This window comes from Methylobacterium sp. J-068 (assembly GCF_022829445.1).
Taxonomy (GTDB): domain Bacteria; phylum Pseudomonadota; class Alphaproteobacteria; order Rhizobiales; family Beijerinckiaceae; genus Methylobacterium.
Genome location: NZ_JAKSXY010000027.1, coordinates 1 through 22828, shown reverse-complemented (window position 1 = coordinate 22828; position 22828 = coordinate 1). Strand labels below are relative to the sequence as shown.

Here is a 22828-nt window from a genome sequence, read left to right as displayed (position 1 = left end):
ATGAGGTTCGGAACCACGGGAAGCACCCCGGCGCTGTGTCCCGGACGCTCCGACCCCAGACCACCGGCCATATGACGATACGCACGACGACACCCCAGGATACAGGACGGCCGAGCCGCGCGGGCCACGGCCCTGGGCAGACGGTCGTCCTTGACAGCATCACCAGCTTCGCCGTCGTCCTCACGGATCGGGAGGGGCTCGTCACGGACTGGAACGTCGGGGCCGAGCGCATCCTGGGTTGGTCGGCGGAGGAGATGCGCGGGCGAGACCTGGGATGCATCTTCACCCCCGAGGACAACGCCATCGGCCGTGCGAGCACGGAGATGCGCCTGTCCCTCGAACACGGCCGCGCGGACGACGAGCGCTGGCACCTGCGCAAGGACGGCTCGCGCTTCTGGGCCTCTGGCGAGATGATGCCGTTGCGCGGGGAGGCCGGCGAGGACCTCGGCTTCGTGAAGGTCCTGCGCGACCGCACGGCCGAGCACCGGGCCGGCGAGGAACTCCGCGAGACCACCGCCCGCCTGCGGGAGAGCGAGGACCACTACCGGCACACCGTGGACCTGAATCCCCAGGTCCCCTGGACCGCCGACCCGCAGGGCAACATCACGTCGTACTCGAACCGCTGGCTCGAACTGACCGGCCAGGCCCCCGGCGAGCCGCTCGGCGCCGGCTGGGCCAAGGCGATCCATCCGGACGACGTCCCGCACACGATGGCGGCCTTCGGGGCGAGCCTCGCCGGCGGCGAGCCCGTCGACGTCGACTATCGCATCTATGTAGCGGCGGTCGGCGCGCACCGTTGGATGCGGGCCCGGGCCTACCCGCGCCGCGACGGCGGGGGCGACATCGTCCAGTGGTACGGCGTCGTCGAGGACATCCACGACCGCAGGCTCGCCGAGACAAAACTCAGGGAGAGCGAGGAACGCTACCGCAGCCTGTTCGAGAGCATCGAGGTCGGCTTCTGCATCGTCGAGATGCGGTTCGAGGGCGGCGTCGCCGTCGACTACCGGGTCGCCGAAGCGAACCCCGCCTTCGTGCGCCAGACGGGGGCGGACGTCACGGGCCGGTGGGTGAGCGAGTTCGCGCCTAACCTGGAGCGGCATTGGTTCGACACCTACGGCCGGGTCGCCCTAACCGGCGAGCCCGCGCATTTCGAGCACTACGCCGACGTGTTCGGCCGCTGGTTCGACGTGCGTGCCCTGCGGACCGGGGAGCCTTCCGCGAACCGCGTCGCGATCTTCTTCTCGGACATCACCGAGCGCAGGAAGGTCGAGCAGCGAGCGGAGGAAGGCGAACGTGAGCTCCGTCTTATCACCGACGCGTTGCCGGTCCTGATCTCCTTCATCGACGCGGACCACGTCTTCCGCTTCGCCAACAGGGCCTACGACGACTGGTTTTCCATGCCCGCGGAGGAGGTCGTCGGCCGGGACGTCCGGGTTCTCCTCGGCCCCGAAGGCTACGCGGCGCGCAAGCCGTTCCTGGACCGGGCGCTCGCGGGCGAGGCGGTCACCTTCGAGCTGGACTGGCCGCATCGCGACGGCCGCCACCGGGTCGCGGAGATCCGCTACCTGCCGCGCCGGGCCGCGGATGGCCGGGTCGACGGATTCCACGTGTTCGTGCAGGACGTGAGCGCACGCAAGCAGACGGAGGCGGAACTCGCCCGCCAGGTCGCGGCCCGCACCGCGGAGCGCGACCAGATCTGGCAGGCGTCGTCCGACATGCTCTGCGTGGCCAACCTCGACGGCTACTTCGTCAGCCTCAACCCGGCTTGGACGACCCTGCTCGGATGGACCGACGCCGAGATGCGGGCGCGCCCGTTCCTCGACTTCGTGCATCCCGACGATGTCAGGGCCACCGTGGCGGCGGCGGGCGGCCTGGCACGGGGCGAGGCCCAGATCACCTTCGAGAACCGTTACCGGCATCGGGACGGCCGCTACCTCTGGCTATCCTGGAACGCGGTGCCGCGCGACGGGCTCATCTACGCCTCCGTGCGCGACGTCACGGAGATCAAGGACCAGGCCGAGGCCCTCGCACAGGCCGGGGAGGCGCTGCGGCAATCCCAGAAGATGGAGGCGGTCGGGCAATTGACCGGAGGCCTGGCACACGACTTCAACAACTTGCTCGCTGGCATCTCCGGCTCCCTGGAGCTGATGCAGACGCGGATGTCCCAAGGGCGGATAGGTGACATCGACCGCTACATGACGGTGGCGCAGGGGGCGGCCAAGCGCGCCGCGGCCCTGACCCACCGCCTGCTCGCCTTCTCCCGTCGCCAGACCCTCGACCCGAAGCCGACCAACGTGAACCGCCTTGTCACCGACATGGAGGAACTCGTCCGGCGCACGGTCGGGCTTTCCATCCACCTGGAGGTCGTCGGCCTCGCCGGACTGTGGCCGGCGCTCATCGATCCGGGCCAGCTTGAGAACGCCCTGCTGAACCTGTGCATCAACGCTCGCGACGCGATGCCGGACGGCGGCCGCATCACCATCGAGACCGCCAACAGGTGGATCGACGAGGCCGGCGCGCGCAAGCACGACATGCCGCCGGGACAGTATCTCGGCGTCTGCGTCTCGGACACCGGCACCGGCATGTCGCCGGACCTGATGACCAAGGTGTTCGAGCCCTTCTTCACCACCAAGCCGCTCGGCGAGGGCTCGGGCCTCGGCCTGTCGATGGTCTATGGCTTCGCCCGCCAGTCGGGCGGGCAAGTGCGTCTCTATTCCGAGGTTGGGGAAGGCACCACGGTGTGCCTCTACCTGCCGTGCCACTACGGCGAGGCCGAAGAGAAAGAGACCGGTCGCAGGCTCGCCGAGGTCTGCCGTGCCGAGCAGGGCGAGACCGTGCTGATCGTCGATGACGAACCCTCGGTACGCATGCTCGTCACCGAGGTGCTGGAGGATCTCGGCTACACTGCCATTGAAGCCGCAGACAGTGTCGCCGGCCTGAAGGTGCTGCAATCGGACGTTCGCATCGACCTGCTGGTCACCGACGTCGGGCTGCCCGGCGGCATGAACGGGCGCCAGATGGCCGTTGCGAACCGCTCGCTCACCATTGGACCTGTTGGTGACGAAGAGCCTTTCAGAGATCTACCGCCGGCACGTCGGTCGCGAAGCGGGCGTGTCACGAAGCGAAGGAAAAAATGGGGAGGTTGGCGGCCCCTTCCTCCGCTTCGTGCAAGCGACGCTCGCCGAGATGGGCGTCACGAACGGTGGTGAACCCTACTCGCCGGAGACGCTAGCACGACTGGTTTCGGCGCAGCACACGCGCCGCTATCGGACGCGCCGGCGCGGTCTTACGTCACCTAAGGGTGAGCAAGGGTGACGCGCGTGCGATCGAGGACGTATAGGAGCGTCGCAATGCGTCGCATTCTCGCACGGCGCCATTGCGGACGGATCATTCCATCGTCGTCTTGCGACAACGCGCATTTTAGCCGAGCCAGCACACCTTCGCCTGCCGGGTCGGCCCCGGACCGCTAGACACTCGCACTTCCGCAAAAGACCTTCCCTCGCACGCCCCTCGAACGGGCGGGAATTCTGCCATCGCCGACGCATCATCCCGATCATGGATTTTGTCAGCATATCTCACCTACCTAACGTAGATCATTCTTAGCTCCGGCTTCGAAACGGACCTCTCGCTCCGTCCTGTCGGTCAGAATTTCGACCTGCTCCGGCGGCAAGCTGCGCCCCAGCGCGTCGGGAGACCAGAAGACCTCGTAGGTAAACCGGAGGACTTCCTCCGGCTGCGTCGCGCGGAGGCGGGCAGAACGCCGTCAGGGAAGCGCTCGGCGAAGAACTTCCGCCCGCGGGCAGCCGTGTCGCACCAGAAGCGTCGTACAACGGCCTGGAGCTCGACGCGCCGGCCACCGAGCGGCAGGTCGGCAAACGCCGTCTGTAGCAACTTAGGGGTCCGGCAGTCTGGGCAGATCGTCTCCGCAGTTCCCGACCTCACGACCAGGCCGATCCGGTCTGTGCCCACATCGTGATGATCGACGATAAATCCAGCGGGTACGAGGCTCGATGACCGAAAGCGAGGGCGCATGCTGCGGCTCCATCATGGATATCCGCAACCTCAAAGCCGCCAGCATCAGCGAGAGTGTGTCAGAGACGTTGCACGCCGAGATACACCCGACCAGCTCTGGGTCGCAGATCTAACCTACGTCGCGTTGATGGGCGGCCTCGTCTACCTCGCGATCCCATTTCACGGGACAGGAAAAGTCGGTCAAGCCTCACCCGCGGTTCTGCCCCGTGAATTCAGAAGGATCCACCTCCGTCGCAACTGCGGCTTGACTCATGTCTTCGTCCGTGACCGACCGTCGAGCCCGGTCGAAATCGGGATTACCAGACCCGAGCCTATTCAAGACCCAAGCCCAGCAAGCCCACGCCATCGCGACATATATTGGCCCGAGACAATGAATTATCGCCACGCCTACCATGCCGGAAACCATACTGAGGTCTTTAAGCACACGGCGTTGGCCCTGCTGCTGCGGCGCCTGCTAGCAAAACCGAAGCCGTTCATCGTGCTGGACACCCACGCCGGTAGTGGGCTGTACGATCTCGATGCGCCGGAGGCGGCGAAGACCGGTGAGGCCAGGGACGGTATCGGTCGACTGGATTTCCGCAGGCTCGCGACGACCTCTTATGCGGCGGCCGTCCGACCCTACCTCGCGAAAGGAAGCTATCCCGGTTCACCGATTATCATCGCCGACATGCTCCGTACGACCGACCGTCTGGCGGCATGTGAGCTGCATCCACACGATGCGGATCGACTGAAGAATCTCTTCGCGTCGGACAGGCGCGTATCCGTGCACCATCGTGACGGTTACGAGGCCATGCTGGCCCTGATCCCACCAGTGGAGCGGCGTGGCCTCGTGTTCATCGATCCTCCGTTCGAGCGCGTCGACGAGGCAGCCCGCCTTGCCGGACGGCTGATCGCCGCGGCAAGAAAATGGCCGACCGGCCTCTTCGCGGCCTGGTATCCGATCAAGGATACCCGGATAGCCTCCGACATCGGCGAAGCGCTTTCGCGAACGGGGATTCCGAATATCCTGCGAGCCGACTTACTGCGCGCGCCCATCGACGGCAACACGCTTGTTGGGAGCGGGATGGTGTTCATCAACGCCCCCTGGGGATACGCGGAGGAGCTCGAAACCGCAGCGTCCGAGCTGCTGGTCGCCATGGATTACGCCGACGGCCGATTCGACCTGCGCTGGATCACCGCCCCGGCGTAGCGTCAGTGATCGCGTTCACCTTCGAGACGCTCCTCACGCGTCATCCTATGCACCGCCACCATCAGGTCCCGCCATGCCAGGGCCGTCGTGAGGCGGCCGGCGAGGAGGGCCCGCTCCGCCCGGTCATCCATGGCGTGCAACGCTGCGTCCGCACCCAGGGCGTCGACGAAGCGTGAAGCACGTCTCCATGTCCGGGCCGGGGGATTCCATTCGCCCGCCGTCCCGCTCCCGCCGATGACCTCAATTCGTGCCGTGATATTTCCCGTCCGGTACTCCATTTACGACCCTATCCACACCCGATCCGGAGCCCATCGTACTTGTCAGTTGTTATCGACTGAGCGATCGTTGACGAAACCACGCGCTCGGGTCCCGATCGCCCGTACAGGCGTCCGTCGAGGACACATGAACCTACTAGGTACGACATATGGCCCGCAGGCCGGCTTGTGGATAGACCTTCCCGTCGGCGTGCGGGCCAGGGCGACGGCCGCGCCGACGGCTCCGCCTGTCCGGATCGGGGGCCCATCGCCAGAGATCGTCGCGGTGGCCTCCGATCCGGCCGGCGCGCTGCTCCTCGACGTGGAGACGACCGGACTGAGCCGGTATTACGATTCGATCACCCTCGTCGGATGGGAGCATCGGGGCTACTACCATGCCCATGTCGCCGGGGATGATCCAGGTCCCCTCAGGCGCGCCTTGCGCGAGGCGAGCGCATTGGTGACGTTCAACGGAAAGCTGTTCGACGTACCCTTCCTGCGGCAGGAGTTCCCGGAATTGGAGATGCCCCCTGTGCATGTCGACCTGCGGTTCGCCGCGCGTCGGCTGGGGCTGACCGGCGGGCAGAAGGCGATCGAGACCGAGCTGGCCGCGGCCACGCGCGACGGCGTCGATGGGGACGGGGCGGCGGCCGTCATCCTTTGGCACCGGTACCTGGCGGGCGATGTTTCCGCGCTTCGCGATCTCATTGCATACAACCGCGCCGACGTCCGGGGCATGGCCGTCATCCTCGACCACCTGATCACGAGCTGGGGTCTCCGGAACAGCCTCTTCTCCGAAAGCATTTCGTTCGCGTCTAGGTTCAAAGGATCCGTCGGCATCGCCGAGAACGGAGCGGAGCTGCCGCTTCCGGGGAGGCTCGGCAGGCAGGCGCAGACCTATGGGGGCTTGTTCGAGGGCGGTCCGTCGGTCGCGGAGATTATAGTTGGCATCGATCTCACGGGTTCGCAGACGAGGCCCTCCGGTTTGGCGACACTGATCGGTGCGACCGTCACCACGAAGACATTGGCGAGCGACGACGAGATCGTCGACTACGTCGTCGGGGCGAAAGCCGACCTCGTGTCGATCGACTCACCGCTCTCCCTACCGCGGGGCCGGGCTTCGCCGTTCGACGACGATCCCACCCGCGCCGAGTTCGGGATCATGAGGTCTTGTGAGCGGGAGCTGAAGCGACGCGGCATCAACGTCTACCCCTCCCTGCTGCCGAGCATGCAGAAGCTTACGGCGCGGGGCATCGCGCTCGCCGAACGGATCCGTCGGCTCGGGATACCCGTCATAGAGAGCTATCCGGGCGCAGCGCAGGACATCCTGGGAATCCCGCGGAAGGGCGCGGGACCCGAATGGCTCGTCGCTGGGCTCGCGGCTTTTGGCCTGAAGGGCAAGCCCCTCACGGAAAAGGTGACCCATGACGAGCTCGACGCAATCACCTCCGCGTTGGTCGGGACATTCTTCCTAGCCGGTCGCTTCGAGGCATTGACGGGCTGCGGGGAAAACGCATTGATCGTCCCGCTCCTGAAACCCGGTAAGCGCCCGCTAGTGGTGGGCGTGAGCGGTCGCATCGCCGCGGGAAAGACGACGCTGGCGCGTGAACTGGAAGCCTTGGGTTTCTCGTACACGCGTTTCAGCCAGGTCGTGGATGACGAGATCCGTGCGGGTGGGAGAGTGCCGGATCGCATCTCCCGTCAGGAGGCGGGAATGCGGTTACATGAGACGATGGGGCAGCGTTGGCTTTGCGAACGCGTCCTGGAGCGCGTGGGCGACGCAAACCTCGTCGTGGTGGACGGGCTTCGCTGGATCGAGGACGCCACGTTCTTCCATGAGCGATTGGGTCCGGACTTCGTGCACGTCCATGTGGACGCGGCCCTCGAAGCCCGCCAAGCGCGCTTCGAGAGCGACGGGACGGGCCGCACCTTGGCCGAGGCCGACGCCCAACCCGTTGAGAACGAGATCGAGGCGCTGGGCGACCTAGCGTCGACACGGATTGTGAATGAAAGCGGGGTAGGGGAGTTTCAGCAGGCCATCCGTACCGTGGTCGGCCACGTACTCGGAACGGGAGCTCGAGGATGCCAATCTCAATCGTCGTAGGCGGGCAGTACGGATCGGAAGGCAAGGGAAAGGTCGCCCTGGAACTTGCCCGTCGTCAGGACGCGGTCGCCGTCGTACGGGTGGGCGGCACGAATTCCGGGCACACCGGCATCGACCTGGATGGCCGCCGTCGAGCCCTGCGCCAGCTCCCGGTGTCCGTCCTCGCACCGAATACCGTTGCGGTCCTCCCGCCAGGGGCGCTGGTCGATCCTGACATATTCCTCGACGAGGTCCGGAGCCTCGGCCTCGGTCCCGACCGCGTGTACGTCAGCCCTGCCGCCAGCCTGATAATGGCCGAGGACAAGGCGGCGGAAAGCCGGGGAGGGCTGATGGATCGGATCGGGTCGACCGGATCCGGATCAGGGGCCGCGCTCGCGCGCCGGATGATGGCACGGGGTCAGTCAACCATGCTGGCCGGCGACCACGGCGCCCTATGGCCGTACCTCAAGGATACCGAGACCTTCCTCGCCGATCTGGTCGATCGCGGCGCCAGGATTGTCATTGAGGGAAGCCAGGGCTTCGGGCTATCCCTGTTGCACGGCGACTATCCCTTCACGACAACCAGGGACACCACCGCCGTCGCATTCGCTGCGGAAGCGGGCCTGAGCGCGTTCGACATCGATGATGTAACGCTCGTAGTTCGGTCATACCCGATCAGGGTCGCCGGCAACTCTGGACCGCTTCCAGGTGAGATCACGTGGTCGGAGATCGCAAACCAGGCGGGATTACCCGCAGACTACCTTGAGTTGACGACGGCGACCAAGAAGGTTCGGCGCGTGGGACGCTTCGAGCCCGGCATCGTGCGCAGGGCCATCCGCATGAACCGACCGACCCGCATCGTCCTCAATCATCTCGACTACGTGAGCGCGGACGGTCCCTCGTCTTCGAAGGTCGTCGATTTCATCGAGCGGACGGTCGAGGGTCCGATCGGCAGAAAGATCGACCTGCTCGGATTCGGGCCTGACAATCTCGTCGCACGGTCGTCCGTACTCGGATCGAACGCCTGAGGCTGATCAGCCCCGAACGCGGCTCATCGGCCGGGACGAAGGAGACCTCATGTCGTTGGAAGCCGCCCGGTTGGTCGAACTCGCGATTCGGAGCGCAGCCTCACTCGCTTTGATCGCAATCGGGGCCATCATACTGACGAAGGGAACGGAGAATGCCATCAAGCAGGTGAAGTCAACGCCAAGCGGGGGAGCATTGACCGGGAAACGCGCTGGCACTCTCAGCTTCCTGATGGCGTTGCTGTATTATTTGCCTGGCTGGTCAGTGATAATTTTGGGTATCATAACATCATACCGCATAATCTGATTTGGTGGGTAACTTGAATGCTGCGGCGCTTGTGAAATGCAGGACAGATACATTGGCGATGTTGGTGACTTCGGAAAATTCTCACTCCTTCGCAAGCTGACGGCTAACAATCCACCGATCGGCCGCCTCAAGCTCGGAGTGGTTTGGTACAAGTTCCCCGACGAAGCCCACAACGGCGACGGTAGACACATCGGTTATCTACGCGACAGTTCATTTTCGATGCTGGACCCTAACCTGCATTCGGGCCTCGCACGGATCGTCGCGCTCGGTCGGCGGACAATCGAAGAGTTCGAACGCTCAGGCATGCTGCCTGATGATACACGGTATCACGCGACACCGGTTGCGGGAGTGGCCGGGGATGGCTCGGTGCCCCATCGCCGGGCGGCCTACCGCTCCGCCTGGCTCGCCCAGGCCCTCGATAAGACCGCATCGTCGGACCTGGTGTTCCTGGACCCGGACAACGGCATAGCATCCCAGATCGCGGCCCGGGACGGACCGAAGGCGGGCAAGTACGTCCTTCTTGAAGAGATCGCGGCCTTTTGGGCTCGCGGCCAGTCACTCGTCGTATACCATCACCTCAACCGCACGGCGTCGCATAGGTCGCAGATCTCGGCCATGGCGATACGCATTGCGGATGCGATCGGGCGACCGGCATTCCTCTGTCCCGTCGTCCTGAAGCGAGGATCGTGTCGCGTCTTTTGGGTCATCGGCCACGAGAATCACCACGCTTCGCTGAACGCGGGAGTGAGGAACTTCATCGAGGCCGGCTGGCATGCCCACTGCGACGCCACGCCGGAGCGGTTCATCCCGGCGACGCACGACGGTGTGTATCCCGAGGACGGGCTTGGAAACGAGCCGTTCGCAGCCGCCGCGCCGCTCCAATTCGACGGGTAGTGGTCGATCCCGACATCAAAGCAACATCAACACTCAGACCGCCTGCTGAGCCGTGTCGCAAAGACCGGTTCCGGGCAAACCATCAAAATCGAATGCGCATGGCTGGTGGTGACAATGGCGGGAGCGCAAGTAGATATGGCTCAGTCGACGGGAACCGGCGATCTGGGTGTTTATGCCCGATCGCTAGTGGAGATCGAGGCGCGCGCTAAGAAATTCAAGAATGATGATCCATTCCCCAAGGTTCCGCCCGCGCTGCTATCGTCGGCGGAGATCCTGGACTATGACCGCGCAACCGGGATGACGGGCTTCCATTTCGCCGCGACCGAAAAACCTCATGACGGCCGACTCAAAGCGGCATCGTTAGAAATACATATTGGTGGCGATTATATATACTGGAAAGGTAAGAAAAAAATTGAAAAAACTCTGAAAGAAGAAGACACGTTTCTCAAACTACCGGCAAATTCGATCGTATTTGTTCAAACGAGAAACAAATTCTTCCTTCCAAATTATATAGCGATGCGGTTCAATCTGCGTATCACGCATGTCCATCGTGGGCTTCTTCTTGGAACAGGGCCGCTCGTTGATCCAGGCTTTCAAGGCCGACTGCTGATACCTTTGCATAATTTGACCTCGTCGGACTATTACCTTGATACGAGCAAGGCGCTCATATGGGTGGAGTTCACGAAGACGAGCGCAAATTTTGAAAAGAGCGCCGGGCCCACACTTGCGTGGAGCGACCCGGATCGCAGGGTGCTCGCGATCGAGGGATACAAGAACAACAACTCGCCAAGCGAATACCTGTACAAGGCCGGAGGCGGCCTCCCGATCGCCAGTTCGATCCCCACCGCCGTACGAGGCGCGCGACGGGACGCGAAACAAGCACGGCAAGATAGCGAGAAGGTGCAGGCATGGGTCCGGGGCTTCGGTCTTCTTGCCGTCCTGGGTGCCGTCGTCGGCATCACCGGCATCGTGAACACGACATGGAACTTGGTGCAGACCGCGAATATCGCGACGAGCGACGTCAAGGCACGCGTGGCGGTCCTGGAGGCGAAGACCGGTAGCCTTGTCGATGCCGAGCGGGTCGCCCCCAAGGTAGAGGGGTACGGTGCGCGCCTCGACGTCATCGAACGGCGTTTGGTCGAGGACGGGGAACTGAAAGATCGCCTGGGAGCGGTCGAAGCGCGTAACGCCAAACTTCTTCAGGCAGTCACAGCGGCGGAGTTTGCCACGAACCGAGCTGCGACCTCGATGGCGGATCTGGAACGCCGGATCTCCACGTTAGAGCAAAAAGCGGCCGCTAAAGTTCTCACTCCCATAATAAAAAGAAAACCGAAAATTCGACAAAATCGTAGAACTCGAATTAATCGACAAAGGGGGTAACTATACATATTAAATTTACACTGCACAATATTTTAAGTAAAATCTTTATACGACATATATGAACTTATCACTGCAATTTTGAAAGAACTACCTGAATTTTAAGTGTTGTTTTATTCGACTTCTCCCGATAAAGCCCATTCGGCACGGGCTGGTATTGACGACCGAGGTCCGCGTCGAGGGCTTCGAGATGCCGTCCCAGGCGTTGTACCCTACGGTTCGTCCGCGGCCCGCACGGACCTGCCCGCCAGCACGGCGCTCGACCATGTCGACGCTGACGGTAGCGCGTCCTGGGTCGCGGTCTCCCTCCGGCAGCGGACGCACGAGCTGGCCTACCGCGAGCTCATATCTCCGCGCCGCCTCGGCACCCCCTTGGCGATCCCGAAGGGACTTGCGGGATCCGTCGGCCAGCTCGACACCGCCCCGGCCAGCGGCCTCCGGTTCGAGGTCTTCGCGCAGACCTGGCGCACGAGGCCCCTGCGGTCGCTCTGCGCCCTCTACTTTGCGCCGGGAAAGACGGTCGCGACGCTCTCCGGGGCCGGCGGCCTGCTGGCCTCGGGCGACACTGTGACGATCCAGGTCAAAACGTCGAGCCGCCCGGCCTTCATCGGGTTCTCCATGGCCCTTGTCGACGTCCACGTGTGAGATGGGCCTCGACCCGAGGTCGGGTCATCTTGGCATGACGTCGGGCCGAATTGTGCGCACGGGGCAAGGCACAAACGAGACCATCTGACGTGCAGCGGATCGGCCCTGACATGTCATGCCGTTTCTTGCTTAGCCGAGTGGCACAATGGGGTATGCACAGCTTCATCCCCACCTCGAACCCCGACGCCGGCCCCGAGAACGTGGCGGCCCGCTACTACAGAGGTACCGCGGCCGCGCACCGAGCGCGCCTGCGTCGCCAGAACGCCGGACACCAGAGGCTCGTCCGCGAGCGCCGTCGCGATGCCGGTGAGCCGGATCCCGGCCTGCTCGACCGCTGCATCGTCGACGCGCTCCGGAGCGTCCTTCTGCGGTGCGAGGACAGCGTGAGCCGGCCGGTCGACCTTCGACTCGTCTTGTCGTTGACGCGCGAGCACCTGCTGATCCGGAGCATCCGGGCCCAGAAGCTCGATCCAAGCACCCCCGCCTACGACGGGGAGGTCGTAATGGCGGCGATCCGGAAGCGGTTGTTCATGAAACCGAAGCGACCGTTACACGCCCGCTCCCTTGCCTGACTCAGTCATTTGAGAACCTCGATACATAGCTTAGGAGTAACGGGAGGACGAAAACCTCTGGCTCGAAAGCAATCGCTGCCACGCGTGTGTCAACCTGGGGCCAGGGATAAGCCCGATTTCATCATGGGATCCCGGCGCGGGATTCTTGACCGGCGACGCCGGCCAGGTGCCTTCTGCGGGGGGAGAGATCCGCCCAGCCAGGAGAGGCCCCATGTCGCACGTAGCCCACGTCACCGGAGACGTCCTCGGCCGCGGGTTCCAGGCTGCCGGCATCGTCGTCGGTGCCGCACGCCAGCATGCCGCCGTCCGCGAGCATCGCCGCCTAGAAGACCTTGGCGCCGCCGAGGTTCTCGCCGAGGAGATCGTCCGCCTCCGCCGCCAGGTCGCTCTTGCGCAGGCCGAGACCCGCCGGGCCCGTGCCGAGACGGCCGTCCTCGTCGCGGAGGTGGGCCACGCCTCGGCCCGCGCCGACCGTGCCGAGACCGCGCTGGCCCGCCTGCTCCGCGCCATCCAGGCATGAAAAAAAGCCCGCCGGGGGATCCGGCGGGCTCGGCGTTCCAGCGGTAGCTGGGTCTATCGGTCAGCGGAAGCGGGGGCCGGCCGGGGCGTACCCGAGGTCTTCGAGGACTTCCTGGAGATCGACGCGCAGCGATCCCTTGCCCGTCCGTCCATCGCGGCCCAGTGTGACCGGAGCTGGATAAGCCGTCCGCATCGAGGGTAGGACGTATCCGAGGGTCGGGAGGCATCCGGCGGTGCCGGATGTGACATGCTGCTGGATGAGGCGAGCGGCGAGGTCGTGGCTCGCGAGCCGTCGGATTTGCGCCTGGTCGAGGTCGGCCATCCAGATCTCGATGACGGCCGGCAGGGGAGCAAGGGTCGGCATCCCGGCCGGGCGGCGCCCCAGGCGCTTGCTTGCGTGGTCCTTCACGAGCCAGCCGAGATCCGGCTCGATCTCCGGCTCCGGCTCGGGCGCCACCGGCGCCTGTTCAAGGACCTCCCGGGCCACGGCGGCCGCCGTCGGCCGGGGGGCGATCCTGATTAGGGAGAGCACGCCCATCACGATGGCGACGATCGCCCGGTAGAGCGCATCGAGTAGGGCGGCCAACGCCTTCGCCGCCTTCGTTGCCTTGTCCATCTCCGTCTCCTCTGTGTGTGGGATCAGTCTCCCGCAGGCCTCAGCAAGGGACCAGGGCCGCCCCGAACAGCTTGTCCCGCAGGCCCGGGCTAAGCTGCCGCCTATGCGGGTAGACGAGACTCAGCGCGTGGGCCGCCTCCAGGATGGAGAGCGCCTGCCGCCCTGCGAGACGGTGCCCCGGCGCCGAGCTCACCGCCCCCCACCCACCCCGAGAGGACGAGGACGCCCTGGCAAGGCTGCTCTAGGCCGCCTCGGCCAGCGCCGCGCCGGCGGCCGGCCCGTTCTCGCGGGCCGCGTTCTCGGCGAGGCGCTCCAGGACCTCTGCCATCGTCACGACGCGGTAGCGCCAATCGTCGACGCCGACGTCATAGGATCGCGCGGTCCCCGGGAGGACCCCATGGCTGTGCCCGTGCACGTGGATCGCCCCGCGGTGCATCCCGTGCCACGTCCGCAAAGCGTAGTGGCAGATGCTGGCGGCGTGGTTGAGGTTTCCCTGGGCTACGCGGCAAGTTCTAGGACTTTGTCGCCCTCGACGCCGACGGCGGCTTCGGCCTTGGCCGCGGCGGCAGCCGCCTTCTTCGCGGCCGACTTCGCCTTGCCGTCCTTCTCGCGCGCCCGGCGCCGGGCGGCGGTCTCGGCCGCCAGCTCCGGCAGGGGCGGGAACGCCGCGGCCGCCGTCGCCGCCTGCTCCTCGCACCAGGCGAGCCACCGCGACATGACCGGCTGCTTGAGGTCGAGGCGGTCGTCCTGCGTGTAGTGCCCTTCGAGAACGTCGTCCGCTGCGATGCCTTCGTTATGGTCCATGACGAGCTTCACGGCGTCGCGGGGCAGGCGCAGCGTCTTCTGGCAGTGCGTGGAGAACCCACGCCGGATGTCGTGAGGGCTCGCTCGCAGCCCCATGTCGAGCAAGCGGTGGTTGAGCCCCGCCTCGTTCATGTGACCCGACACCTCGTCCCCGATCCGCCAAGCGCGGATCTGCGGGAACAGATGCTCCCGCCCGGCCGCCGTGCAGGCCTGCAGCTGCGGCAGGATCCGGGCCCAGAGCGCCGGAGGCAGCGGGAGGGCGTGCCTCGATTGGTCGTCGCGCTTGTCGGCCGTCTTGCGGTGAGCCGGACCCATCGACCAGCAGCCCCACCCCGGTTCCTCGGTCCACGGGACGAAATCCTCGACGCGCGCGTCCACGATCGGGCGCCAGCGCTGGGCCGTCAGGACCAAGAGCTCCAGGGCGAGGGACACCGTTGGGTCGATGACGCCGGCGCGGGCGACGGCGAGGACCGTGCCGATCTCGGCCGGGGTCGCGACGTAGCGGCCGGCCTGCTTGCCGTTCGCTCGGAGCTTGACGCCCGGGGTCCGGTCCGGGGCCGCGAGCTTCTCGATGTCAGCACCGATCCCCTCGACGCCAATACCGCTCGACCGCTTCACGTGCGCCTTCCGGAGCCATCCCCACATCGGGCGGAGGGCCGAGGCTACGTTGACGGCATGTGTCTCGCGACCCGATGCGTGGACGGCGGCGACGATCTCGGCGAGGTCCTCCAACGAGATCCTGCGCACCTTCCGATCGGCGAGCTTGCCGAGCTCGGGGATGTGGAGCTTGGCCTTGTAGTCCTTCCACGTCGCGTCCCGAAGGGTGCGCTTGACCTCAGCGAGGTAGGCCTCGCGCGCCCTCTCCCAGGTCCAGTAGGGGATGTCGCCCGAGATCTCCATCATCTCGGCAACCATCACGGGATCCCGCGGCTGGCGCGGCGGCCGGGGCGGGAGATGGCCGAGCCGGATGAGCTGGTCCTCCAGGAACCGGTCGCCGGGCTCATCGGTGCGGTTGGCGATGTGGCGCTGCGCCTCCGCGACGATGGAGCGGGCCTCGTCGAGGGTGAGGCCGGGCGGGGACCCGAGCGTCATCCTGAACGTCGTGCGCTGCCGGATGATTTTGAATGCCCAGCGCGCGCCGCGCGGCCCGACACGGAGGAGGAGGCCCGGCTGTTGGCTGTCGATCAGGTCGTAAGTCCGGCCGCCGTCGGCGACGTCGCGCAGGGCCTTGTCGACGTGGGTCTTGGAGAGGCGTACGGACATCGGACCGGCTCGGGCTGTTCTCGGGCTGCGGAGCCCGAGATCTCTAGCCGCTCTACGACGAGGCGAGTTGCCCCCCGTTAACGCAATTCCCTGTACTCGCTGGCATTTTCGTGATCCCACCCGGGATCATTCCGGGCTTGAACTCGGGCTGCAGGGCCGGAACAATAGAAATCATAATCCTTGTGTCGGGAGTTCAAATCTCTCCCTCGCTACCAATCTTCCCAACGTCAAAAAGCTATTCAGCTTAGTGGCTTAGGGCACGGACAGAACGAATTGTAGACCGCAGGCCCTGGACGAAAGTCCGGGGCTTTTGCGTTCTCGGACGGCTCTTGGACGGGATTTTTCGGAGCCGTCCGAGATCGGACGCTCGGACGGGGAGGCTCGAACCGCGTGGGGTTCGCCTTGCCGGACCATACCACGCCGGCCGGAATGCCAGCATCGACACCGACCGAGACGCTCGTACCGGTGTCAAAGCTCTGGCCCAGTCGCTCGTGCACGTGAAGACGCAGCGCCGTCTACTCGTCAGCAAGTTGATCGACGTCGAAGCCGAGATCCGCGGCACACTGCGCGGCTTCGGCTTGAAGATGGGACGCGTGGGGCGCGCTGGGTTCGCGGGACGCGTACGCGAGTTGCTCGCGGACCGACCGAGCTTGCTGCGGGTGGTAGAGCCCGTCCTGCTCGTACAGGCCATGCTGCTGAGCCAGCGCGAAGCCCTGCATCGCATGGTTCTACAGGCTGTACGCGAGGAAGAGGCCTGTCGCCGAATGATGACGGTACCCGGTGTCGGCCCGATCACCGCACTGGCCTTCCGGGCCACGGTCGATCAGGCCGAGCGCTTCGCTCACTCCCGCGACGTCGGCGCCCAGTTCGGCCTGACGCCGCGTCGCTACCAGTCGGGTGAGACGAATCGCTCGAGCACGATCACCAAGACCGGCGACGCGCTCATGCGCCACGCGCCGTACGAGGCCGCCACCAGCATGCTGGTGCACGCGACGAAGCCCTCGGCCCTGCGCAGCTGGCCCCTGGCTGTCGCCAAGCGCCGTGGGCTGCAGAAAGCACGCGTCGCCCTCGCACGTCGCCTTGTCGTCGTGTTGCATCGGATGTGGCGTGATGGAAGCGTGTTCCAACCGCCGGGCCGGCTCACCACGATCTGAGCCGACCGCGATCGAGATCCGCGCACGACGCGGAATGGTGTCCCCGTGGGGACGAGGGTCAGGCGAGGACGGAGCCGTTCCTGTGTCCGGCATCCTTAGATTCCGAGGCCGCGTAAGGGAGATTGGTCCCACCACACTTCAGCAACCCATCCTGAGGCGACCTCGGGTCGACCTCGAAGGGAAGCATGAGATCCACGGGGGATCCCATAATCCGTTGACACGCGCATCGTTGATTAGACCAGAATGGTGATTGTAAGATCTTCAACGGCAAGCTTCGCGATGAGTGCCTGAGGTAGGAGATCTTTTGCTCACTGAAGGAAGCGCAGATCATGATCGGGCTCTGGCGGAACACCTACAACCGCGTTCGACCGCATTCGGCGCTGGGCTACCGGCCGCTCGCGCCCGTCAGCTTCTCAGATCGGGCGTTCCGTCTACCCATGGAACCCACCATGCAGTAGCCTCTGAATCGGCTCGGTCCAAAATACCGGTCAGGTCAACCGCCGTCTCGACCATTTAACTCCTACCGGACATTATCGGACGGGCTCCAAACCGTTTGTGTGTAGGTATCGCAATACCCGCCGCCGTTGCCTGCCAAATTTAGATAAAATATTTCTTGTTTTATGATTTAATACAATCTGGTCCAAATTACTTATCATCCTATATTGAGCGCATCGACTGATAATTTTACTTGCCGCCGCGCTTCGCACGCAAATTGTTTACTAATTCGCGAATGCGCTGAATGACGATTGCGATGCAGAAACACCTGCATTTCACCCGTACTCGTAATGCGAAGGGTCCTTGCGTTGCCAATCCCTTGATCCGCAGTAAAGGCATCCACGATGGTGATGCCAAATCCGCTTCGGACAAAGGCGCAGGCCGTCTCGGCGAAGCGTACATAGGTGGCAACTTTTCGTTTCAGGCCGGCACGTGCGTACATTTGGGCAATGACCTGGCCGTGGGGCGTCTCATCCTGAAAGGAGATGAGTGGCTGATCGATCAGTTCGTCCAGACGAATCGTGCTCCGGTCGGCCCATGCATGGTCCGCAGGTACGACACAGACCATTTCGGTGCGGCCGATGCGTTCGGAGACGATGTTGGGATGATCGATGGGAAAGAGTGTCAACGTGCAGGCGCCGACGTGCATCACGAGATAATCGACCACCTGCTCGACGGAGAGGATGTCGAACTGAAGGAGCAGCCGGGGAAAGCGCTCGGTCAGGTCCTTGAGGATCTTCGGAACGATGGAATGCCCGAGGGACGGGGACGCGCCGATCCTGAAAAGTTCATCCTCGCCGCGGGCCAGTGACGCGCTGAAGTGATCGAGATCGGCGAGGGCCTTGTGAATCCGCTCGACCTCTTCGAACAGCATCTTCGCCTCGCGCGTCGGTACGAGGCGCCCACCCGAGCGGTCGAACAGCAGGAAGCCGAGCCGATCCTCCATGTGCCTCAGCATCCGGCTCAAGCCCGGTTGCGACGTGTGGAGCATTCGCGCTGCGCCGCTGACCGTTTTGGCGATCATGACGGCGCGGAAGACCTCGATCTGGCGAAGGTTGAGCACGGCCTATCCATAACACGCGGTTATACCTGGCACGCATCATAGACTTTGTCGGCCGACGACCGGAACCGCATAGTCGACCTCCACCCGCCGCATGATAGCTCCTGGGGAGGCGCGCTTGTACAATTCCATCGCCACTGTTTCGCTCAGCGGTTCGCTGCCGGAGAAGCTCGCGGCAATCGCCGCCGCAGGCTTCGAGGGGGTTGAGTTGTTCGAAGCCGACGTGCTGGCCGATACGCACAAGCCGCGCGAGATCGGCCGCATGATCGCGGATCACGGCCTGCGCTGCGTCACACTCCAGCCTTTCCGAGACTTCGAGGGACTGCCGGAACCACGCCGCGCGGCGGTTTTCGACAGGGCGGAGCGCAAGTTCGACCTGGCGCAGGAACTCGGCACCGACCTCCTGATGGTGTGTTCTTCGACAGTGGCGGATGCGAGCGGGGACCATGCACGCATCGCCGCCGATCTCCATGAACTCGGGGCACGGGCGAGGCGCCGGGACTTGCGCGTCGCGTACGAGGCGTTGGCCTGGGGGCGCCACGTCAACGACCATCGCGACGCCTGGGCCATCGTTCGGGCGGCCGACCATCCGAATGCCGGCCTTGTCCTCGACAGCTTTCACTCGCTGGCGCGTGGCATCCCGACCGAAAGCCTGCTCGATATCGATCCCAGGCGCATTTTCCTCGTCCAGATGGCTGACGCGCCAACGATCCAGATGGACGTGCTGCAATGGAGCCGCCACCTGCGCTGCATGCCCGGCCAGGGCGGCTTGGCTCTGGTCGAGTACGTCGCCGCCCTGATGCACATCGGATACGACGATGTCCTGTCCCTCGAGATCTTCAACGACAACTTCCGCGCCAATGCCACGCGGATGACGGCCCTGGATGGCGTGCGCTCGCTCACCGCCCTGCGGGACGAGGCCGCGCGGGCCGGGAATGCGGCTGCCGCGACGCTGCCGCCCCGGATCGGCGTCGAGCGCCTCGATTTCATCGAGTTCGCCGCCTCGCGCGACGATGCGGTGAAGCTCGGCGCGCTCTTCGAGAAGCTCGGTTTCGCCCCCGGCGGGCGCCACCGCAGCAAGCAGGTGAGCCTGTGGCGGCAGGGGCGGATCAATTTCGTGCTCAACAGCGAACCGGACGGCTTCGCCGCGGCGCACGGCACCGTCCATGGGGCGTCGGTCTGCGCCATCGGCCTTGCGGTCAACGACGTCGCCGCCGCGCACGCCCGGGCCGAGGGCCTGCGTATCCCCTCGTTCGAGCAGGCGCACGGACCGGGCGAGCGGACCCTGCCGGCCGTGCGGGGGGTGGGCGGTTCACTCATCGAGTTCGTCGAGGCCGGGATCGATCCCGAGGCGGCCTGGATGCAGGATTTCGAGATCGACCCCGCGGCCGACACCCGAGGCGCCGGGCTTAAGGCCATCGACCATTTCACCCAGACCGTGGCGCATGTGGAGCTGTTGTCCTGGCGCCTGTTCTACACCAGCCTGTTCGCGGTTCAGGCCGAACCGCAGGTCGACCTCGTCGATCCCGTCGGGCTCGTGCAGAGCGAAGTGCTGCACACGGCCAACGGGGCGATGACCCTGGCGCTGAACAGCTCGGCCAGCAGCAAGACCCTGTCGTCGCGCTTCGTCGATTACTATTTCGGCGCCGGCGTACAGCACGTCGCCCTCGCCACGGACAGCATCTTCGCCACCGCCGAGGCGCTTGCCGCGCGAGGGATCGAATTCCTGGCGATGCCGGACAATTACTACGACGACCTCGTCGCGCGCTTTGGCCTCGACGCCTCTCTGGTCGCGCGCATGCGTCGGCACCAGATCATCTACGACCGTGACGCCACGGGATCGTACTTTCACTTTTTCACGCGCGCTTTCGAACGGCGTTTCTTCTTCGAGATCGTGGAACGGCGCGGCTATGCCGGCTTCGATCCGCAGGGGGCCGGCATCCGCCTCGCCGCCCAGACCCGCCTCAAGCTCCTGCCCAGCGACGCCGCCGTGCCGATGCGGGCCCAGGCCTGAAAACGGCTCGATCCCGGCTCGGTTCACCCGAGCCGGGATCGGAGGTCCGCAAGCATTGGCCTCAGCGGATGTCCCTTTCAGAAGTCGCGCTGGACTCGCATGCGAACCTGGAAGGTGTCGGTCGCGTTCGTGGTGCGGATCACGGCACCGGAGGCGGTCAGGGGCGCGCCCGTCGGGCTGATGCTGGCGACGACGGCACCGGGGCTCTTGTTCTGGTCGATCACGCGGCCACTGTTCAGATTGGTCGACGAGTAGATGCCCTCCACGCCGATATCGAGGTCGCGCACCGGCGACCAGATCAGGTTGCCGCCGGCGTAGTACTGGTGGCTGTCGCGCAGCTGCTCGCTGAAGGCATAGCCGACGGAATTGGGCAGGCCCGGCGACCCGCCGATCGTCATGCCGCCGACGACACTGGCGGCCCCTTGGGCCGCGCGCGCACCGGGGGCGAAGTTGATTCCCGCGTAGGAGGCGAAGACGGCCGTGCGCCATTGCGGCGACCAGTAATGCAGGTAGGACACCACCGCCGAGAAGGTCTCGACGAGTTGGAGCTTGCCGGTCAGCGGGTTGAGGGTTGCGTCCGGCAGGTATTGCGAGAAGGACGCCCCCTGGAACGGGCGCGCCGCGGTGATGTAGCCTGCGGTGAAGAACTGCACACCGGTATATTGCGTGCCGCCTTGAGCGTAGGCGCCCTGAAGGTAGAGCGTGTCGCCCGCGGCGATCATCGGCAGGTTGATCTTGACGCCGCCCTGCACCGCCCATCCGATCTCGGTGTTCGGGCGGGAGACGGCGACGGCATTGGCGGCGCTCAGCGCGACGCCGTTATTCGTGCCGAGATAGGCACCGGCGATGAAGTTTCCGGTATTGACGTCCTTGACGGCGCCTGAAATCTGGGCCGAGCCCCAGGTTCCGTCGTAACGGAGCGTGCCGACGAAATCGGGCATCCGGTTGCGCTCGACCACATCCACGAAGCCGACCCCGGTGGGGGTGCCGTCGGCCGCGAAGCCCTGGAAGACCGGGCTCGGCGCGCTGGTCGTCCCGAAGGCGGCCAGGGCGGGGGCGCTGGCGGCGGCCGCGTAGATGCCGGTCTTGCGGAAGGTCGGATCCTCCATGGAGACGGTGGCCGAGAAGCCCGTGCCGCTGGTTGCCGTGTAGGCGAGAAGGTTCGTCGCCGACACGTCCGAGCCGTGCGAGACGCCGATGATCTCGAAGTCGTGGGCGTAGAAGTCGAAGAAGGACGAGGCGCGGCCCGCCGTCAGGCCGGCGAACTGGATGAAGGCCTTGTCGACGTCGAATTGCTGCTGGGTCCGGTTGAGCTGGTCTTGCCCCGTCGCCGCGTACGCCTTTCCGATTCGCTGAAGGGTGCCGGACCACATGAAGTTGCCGGTGCGGCTGGAGGCCTCCATTCTCACGAAGGCCCGCAGGGTGCCGTAATCGGTTTGGGTGCGCGCATCGACGTTGAGGCGCATCTGCCCGCGATACATGCTCAGATCGCCCTGCGAATTGCCGCGGACGAAATTCTGCTGGTAACCGAATTCGGCCCGAGCCCGGCCCGAAAGACGAATGCATGTATCCGTGCCGGGAATGTAGAAGAATCCCGCCCCGTAGGTCGTACAGACGCGGACATACTCGATCGGGGCGGATTTGAGCGCCGGCAGGTCGGCGGCCCGGGCGAAGGGCATCGTCACCAGGGCCGCCACGGACCCCAGGAGTAAGCTTCGATACGTTGGCATTGTTTCCCCCACATCATCTTGTCGCGACGTCATTTCGGCACACCGATTCCTTGGCCACACGCGCCCGCCGCGATGAGCGAGGCGCCGATGACCGTCGAACCGAACGAGTGCCGATGACTGTTGTTTGCTGATATCTGCTATCTCAGCCTGCAATTCGAATTTGAGTCAATTGGACAAGTCTTCGTCAGATTTGAAAATGCCCATTGTCGTACCAAGGTCACAAACGTTGCTGAAGTGTCACAGGGCCGGTCGAATTATAGCCTGGAGCGCTCGGCCATGATGGGGACACCGATGGTCCCGGACCGTTTCGGCCGGACATCCCGCTCCCGGTGTCGTGGCCCGTCGCACCGCAGCGGCCATCGTTTCCCGGCCGGACGGCGCAGGGGAGCGGGGCGGTGCCGAGTGTCTCTCGCACAGTGCCCGCCGCGCCGGCCCGGTCGGAGCGCGGGCCGGCGCGGGCCGGGCGTCTACGCGCTCAGGTCAACGCGACGGCGAAGGCGGCGGTGGTCTTGGCGCGGACCTCGTCCTCGGTGACGCCGTGGGCGAGTTCGACGAGGGTCATGCCGCCGTCGCCCTTCTTGTCGATGGTGAAGACGCCCAGATCCGTGATGACCATGTCGACCACGTGCGTGCCGGTGAGCGGCAGGTCGCATTCGGCCAGCAGTTTCGGGCTCTCCGAACCGTCCTTGCCCTTGGCGGTGTGCTCCATCACCACCACCACCTTCTTGACGCCGGCCACGAGGTCCATGGCGCCGCCCATGCCCTTCACCATCTTGCCCGGGATCATCCAGTTGG

Annotated in this window: 17 protein-coding genes and 2 pseudogenes; 12 read left to right on the top strand and 7 right to left on the bottom strand. The window is 65.0% G+C overall.

The window, feature by feature from the left end; genetic code table 11:
* Positions 1-71 precede the first annotated feature (71 nt).
* Entirely contained in the window at positions 72-3209 is a 3138-nt protein-coding gene (locus tag MKK54_RS02080) for a PAS domain S-box protein (RefSeq protein ID WP_244008845.1), read from the top strand.
* A 456-nt stretch (positions 3210-3665) separates the two neighbouring features.
* Here the strand turns inward: MKK54_RS02080 and MKK54_RS02075 are convergent.
* Positions 3666-4032 (bottom strand): annotated as a pseudogene (locus MKK54_RS02075) (ISL3 family transposase); the annotation flags it as partial.
* Between the two features lie 370 nt (positions 4033-4402).
* Here MKK54_RS02075 and MKK54_RS02070 point away from each other — a divergent pair.
* The 8 genes from MKK54_RS02070 (at position 4403) to MKK54_RS02035 (ending at position 12898) form a co-directional block, all read left to right on the top strand.
* Positions 4403-5221 carry a 23S rRNA (adenine(2030)-N(6))-methyltransferase RlmJ gene (locus MKK54_RS02070; RefSeq protein WP_244008844.1) on the top strand — a complete coding sequence of 273 codons (819 nt, stop codon included), beginning with the start codon at positions 4403-4405 and terminating at the stop codon, positions 5219-5221.
* A gap of 540 nt (positions 5222-5761) precedes the next feature.
* Positions 5762-7579: a ribonuclease H-like domain-containing protein gene (locus MKK54_RS02065; protein WP_244008843.1), complete on the top strand. Its 1818-nt coding sequence runs from the start codon at positions 5762-5764 to the stop codon at positions 7577-7579.
* The gene (locus MKK54_RS02060; RefSeq protein WP_244008842.1) at positions 7558-8586 is read left to right on the top strand and encodes an adenylosuccinate synthetase; all 1029 of its coding nucleotides are present in this window, start codon (positions 7558-7560) and stop codon (positions 8584-8586) included. The genes MKK54_RS02065 and MKK54_RS02060 overlap by 22 nt, the downstream gene beginning before the upstream one ends.
* Positions 8587-8926: 340 nt before the next feature.
* Positions 8927-9784, top strand: coding sequence for a hypothetical protein (locus MKK54_RS02055; RefSeq protein WP_244008841.1), 858 nt, complete (start codon positions 8927-8929; stop codon positions 9782-9784).
* Positions 9785-9919: 135 nt separating this feature from the next.
* Positions 9920-11164 carry a hypothetical protein gene (locus MKK54_RS02050; protein ID WP_244008840.1) on the top strand — a complete coding sequence of 415 codons (1245 nt, stop codon included), beginning with the start codon at positions 9920-9922 and terminating at the stop codon, positions 11162-11164.
* A 369-nt stretch (positions 11165-11533) separates the two neighbouring features.
* Positions 11534-11806 carry a hypothetical protein gene (locus MKK54_RS02045; protein ID WP_244008839.1) on the top strand — a complete coding sequence of 91 codons (273 nt, stop codon included), beginning with the start codon at positions 11534-11536 and terminating at the stop codon, positions 11804-11806.
* A gap of 152 nt (positions 11807-11958) precedes the next feature.
* Positions 11959-12378: a hypothetical protein gene (locus MKK54_RS02040; protein ID WP_244008838.1), complete on the top strand. Its 420-nt coding sequence runs from the start codon at positions 11959-11961 to the stop codon at positions 12376-12378.
* A gap of 211 nt (positions 12379-12589) precedes the next feature.
* Positions 12590-12898, top strand: coding sequence for a hypothetical protein (locus tag MKK54_RS02035; RefSeq protein WP_244008837.1), 309 nt, complete (start codon positions 12590-12592; stop codon positions 12896-12898).
* A 60-nt stretch (positions 12899-12958) separates the two neighbouring features.
* Here the strand turns inward: MKK54_RS02035 and MKK54_RS02030 are convergent, their stop codons facing one another.
* The 3 genes from MKK54_RS02030 to MKK54_RS02020 all read right to left on the bottom strand — a co-directional run bounded on the left by MKK54_RS02030 (position 12959) and on the right by MKK54_RS02020 (position 15580).
* Positions 12959-13513, bottom strand: coding sequence for a hypothetical protein (locus tag MKK54_RS02030; RefSeq protein ID WP_244008836.1), 555 nt, complete (start codon positions 13511-13513; stop codon positions 12959-12961).
* A gap of 241 nt (positions 13514-13754) precedes the next feature.
* Positions 13755-13949 (bottom strand): hypothetical protein, encoded by a 195-nt coding sequence (locus tag MKK54_RS02025; RefSeq protein ID WP_244008835.1) that lies wholly within the window; start codon positions 13947-13949, stop codon positions 13755-13757.
* A 62-nt stretch (positions 13950-14011) separates the two neighbouring features.
* Complete coding sequence (locus MKK54_RS02020; protein ID WP_244008834.1) at positions 14012-15580, bottom strand: tyrosine-type recombinase/integrase; 1569 nt, start codon at positions 15578-15580, stop codon at positions 14012-14014.
* A 491-nt stretch (positions 15581-16071) separates the two neighbouring features.
* Here MKK54_RS02020 and MKK54_RS02015 point away from each other — a divergent pair, with 491 nt between their 5' ends.
* Both MKK54_RS02015 and MKK54_RS02010 read left to right on the top strand, forming a co-directional pair.
* A complete protein-coding gene (locus tag MKK54_RS02015) occupies positions 16072-16734 on the top strand; it encodes an IS110 family transposase (protein ID WP_313898368.1) in 663 nt (220 codons plus the stop codon).
* 239 nt (positions 16735-16973) lie between these two features.
* Positions 16974-17192: pseudogene (locus tag MKK54_RS02010) on the top strand (integrase core domain-containing protein); the annotation flags it as partial.
* Positions 17193-17386: 194 nt separating this feature from the next.
* On the opposite strand, the gene MKK54_RS02005 reads toward MKK54_RS02010, so the two are convergent.
* Positions 17387-18292 carry a LysR substrate-binding domain-containing protein gene (locus MKK54_RS02005; protein WP_244008832.1) on the bottom strand — a complete coding sequence of 302 codons (906 nt, stop codon included), beginning with the start codon at positions 18290-18292 and terminating at the stop codon, positions 17387-17389.
* A 115-nt stretch (positions 18293-18407) separates the two neighbouring features.
* Between MKK54_RS02005 and MKK54_RS02000 the strand changes: the two genes are divergently transcribed.
* Positions 18408-20303, top strand: coding sequence for a bifunctional sugar phosphate isomerase/epimerase/4-hydroxyphenylpyruvate dioxygenase family protein (locus MKK54_RS02000; protein ID WP_244008831.1), 1896 nt, complete (start codon positions 18408-18410; stop codon positions 20301-20303).
* 77 nt (positions 20304-20380) lie between these two features.
* On the opposite strand, the gene MKK54_RS01995 is transcribed toward MKK54_RS02000, so the two are convergent.
* Both MKK54_RS01995 and MKK54_RS01990 read right to left on the bottom strand, forming a co-directional pair.
* Positions 20381-22033 (bottom strand): porin, encoded by a 1653-nt coding sequence (locus MKK54_RS01995; RefSeq protein WP_244008830.1) that lies wholly within the window; start codon positions 22031-22033, stop codon positions 20381-20383.
* 475 nt (positions 22034-22508) lie between these two features.
* A partial coding sequence (locus tag MKK54_RS01990; protein WP_279597115.1) for a CoA-transferase occupies positions 22509-22828 on the bottom strand: 320 nt, incomplete at its 5' end.

Bases quoted from the DNA above. Each gene is read 5' to 3' on its own strand.
- MKK54_RS02055 (WP_244008841.1), top strand. From the start codon at position 8,927: ATGCAGGACAGATACATTGGCGATGTTGGTGACTTCGGAAAATTCTCA.
- MKK54_RS02060 (WP_244008842.1), top strand. From the start codon at position 7,558: ATGCCAATCTCAATCGTCGTAGGCGGGCAGTACGGATCGGAAGGCAAG.
- MKK54_RS02020 (WP_244008834.1), bottom strand. From the start codon at position 15,580: ATGTCCGTACGCCTCTCCAAGACCCACGTCGACAAGGCCCTGCGCGAC.
- MKK54_RS02080 (WP_244008845.1), top strand. From the start codon at position 72: ATGACGATACGCACGACGACACCCCAGGATACAGGACGGCCGAGCCGC.
- MKK54_RS02025 (WP_244008835.1), bottom strand. From the start codon at position 13,949: ATGCACCGCGGGGCGATCCACGTGCACGGGCACAGCCATGGGGTCCTC.
- MKK54_RS02050 (WP_244008840.1), top strand. From the start codon at position 9,920: ATGGCTCAGTCGACGGGAACCGGCGATCTGGGTGTTTATGCCCGATCG.
- MKK54_RS02030 (WP_244008836.1), bottom strand. From the start codon at position 13,513: ATGGACAAGGCAACGAAGGCGGCGAAGGCGTTGGCCGCCCTACTCGAT.
- MKK54_RS02035 (WP_244008837.1), top strand. From the start codon at position 12,590: ATGTCGCACGTAGCCCACGTCACCGGAGACGTCCTCGGCCGCGGGTTC.
- MKK54_RS02070 (WP_244008844.1), top strand. From the start codon at position 4,403: ATGAATTATCGCCACGCCTACCATGCCGGAAACCATACTGAGGTCTTT.
- MKK54_RS01995 (WP_244008830.1), bottom strand. From the start codon at position 22,033: ATGCCAACGTATCGAAGCTTACTCCTGGGGTCCGTGGCGGCCCTGGTG.
- MKK54_RS02040 (WP_244008838.1), top strand. From the start codon at position 11,959: ATGCACAGCTTCATCCCCACCTCGAACCCCGACGCCGGCCCCGAGAAC.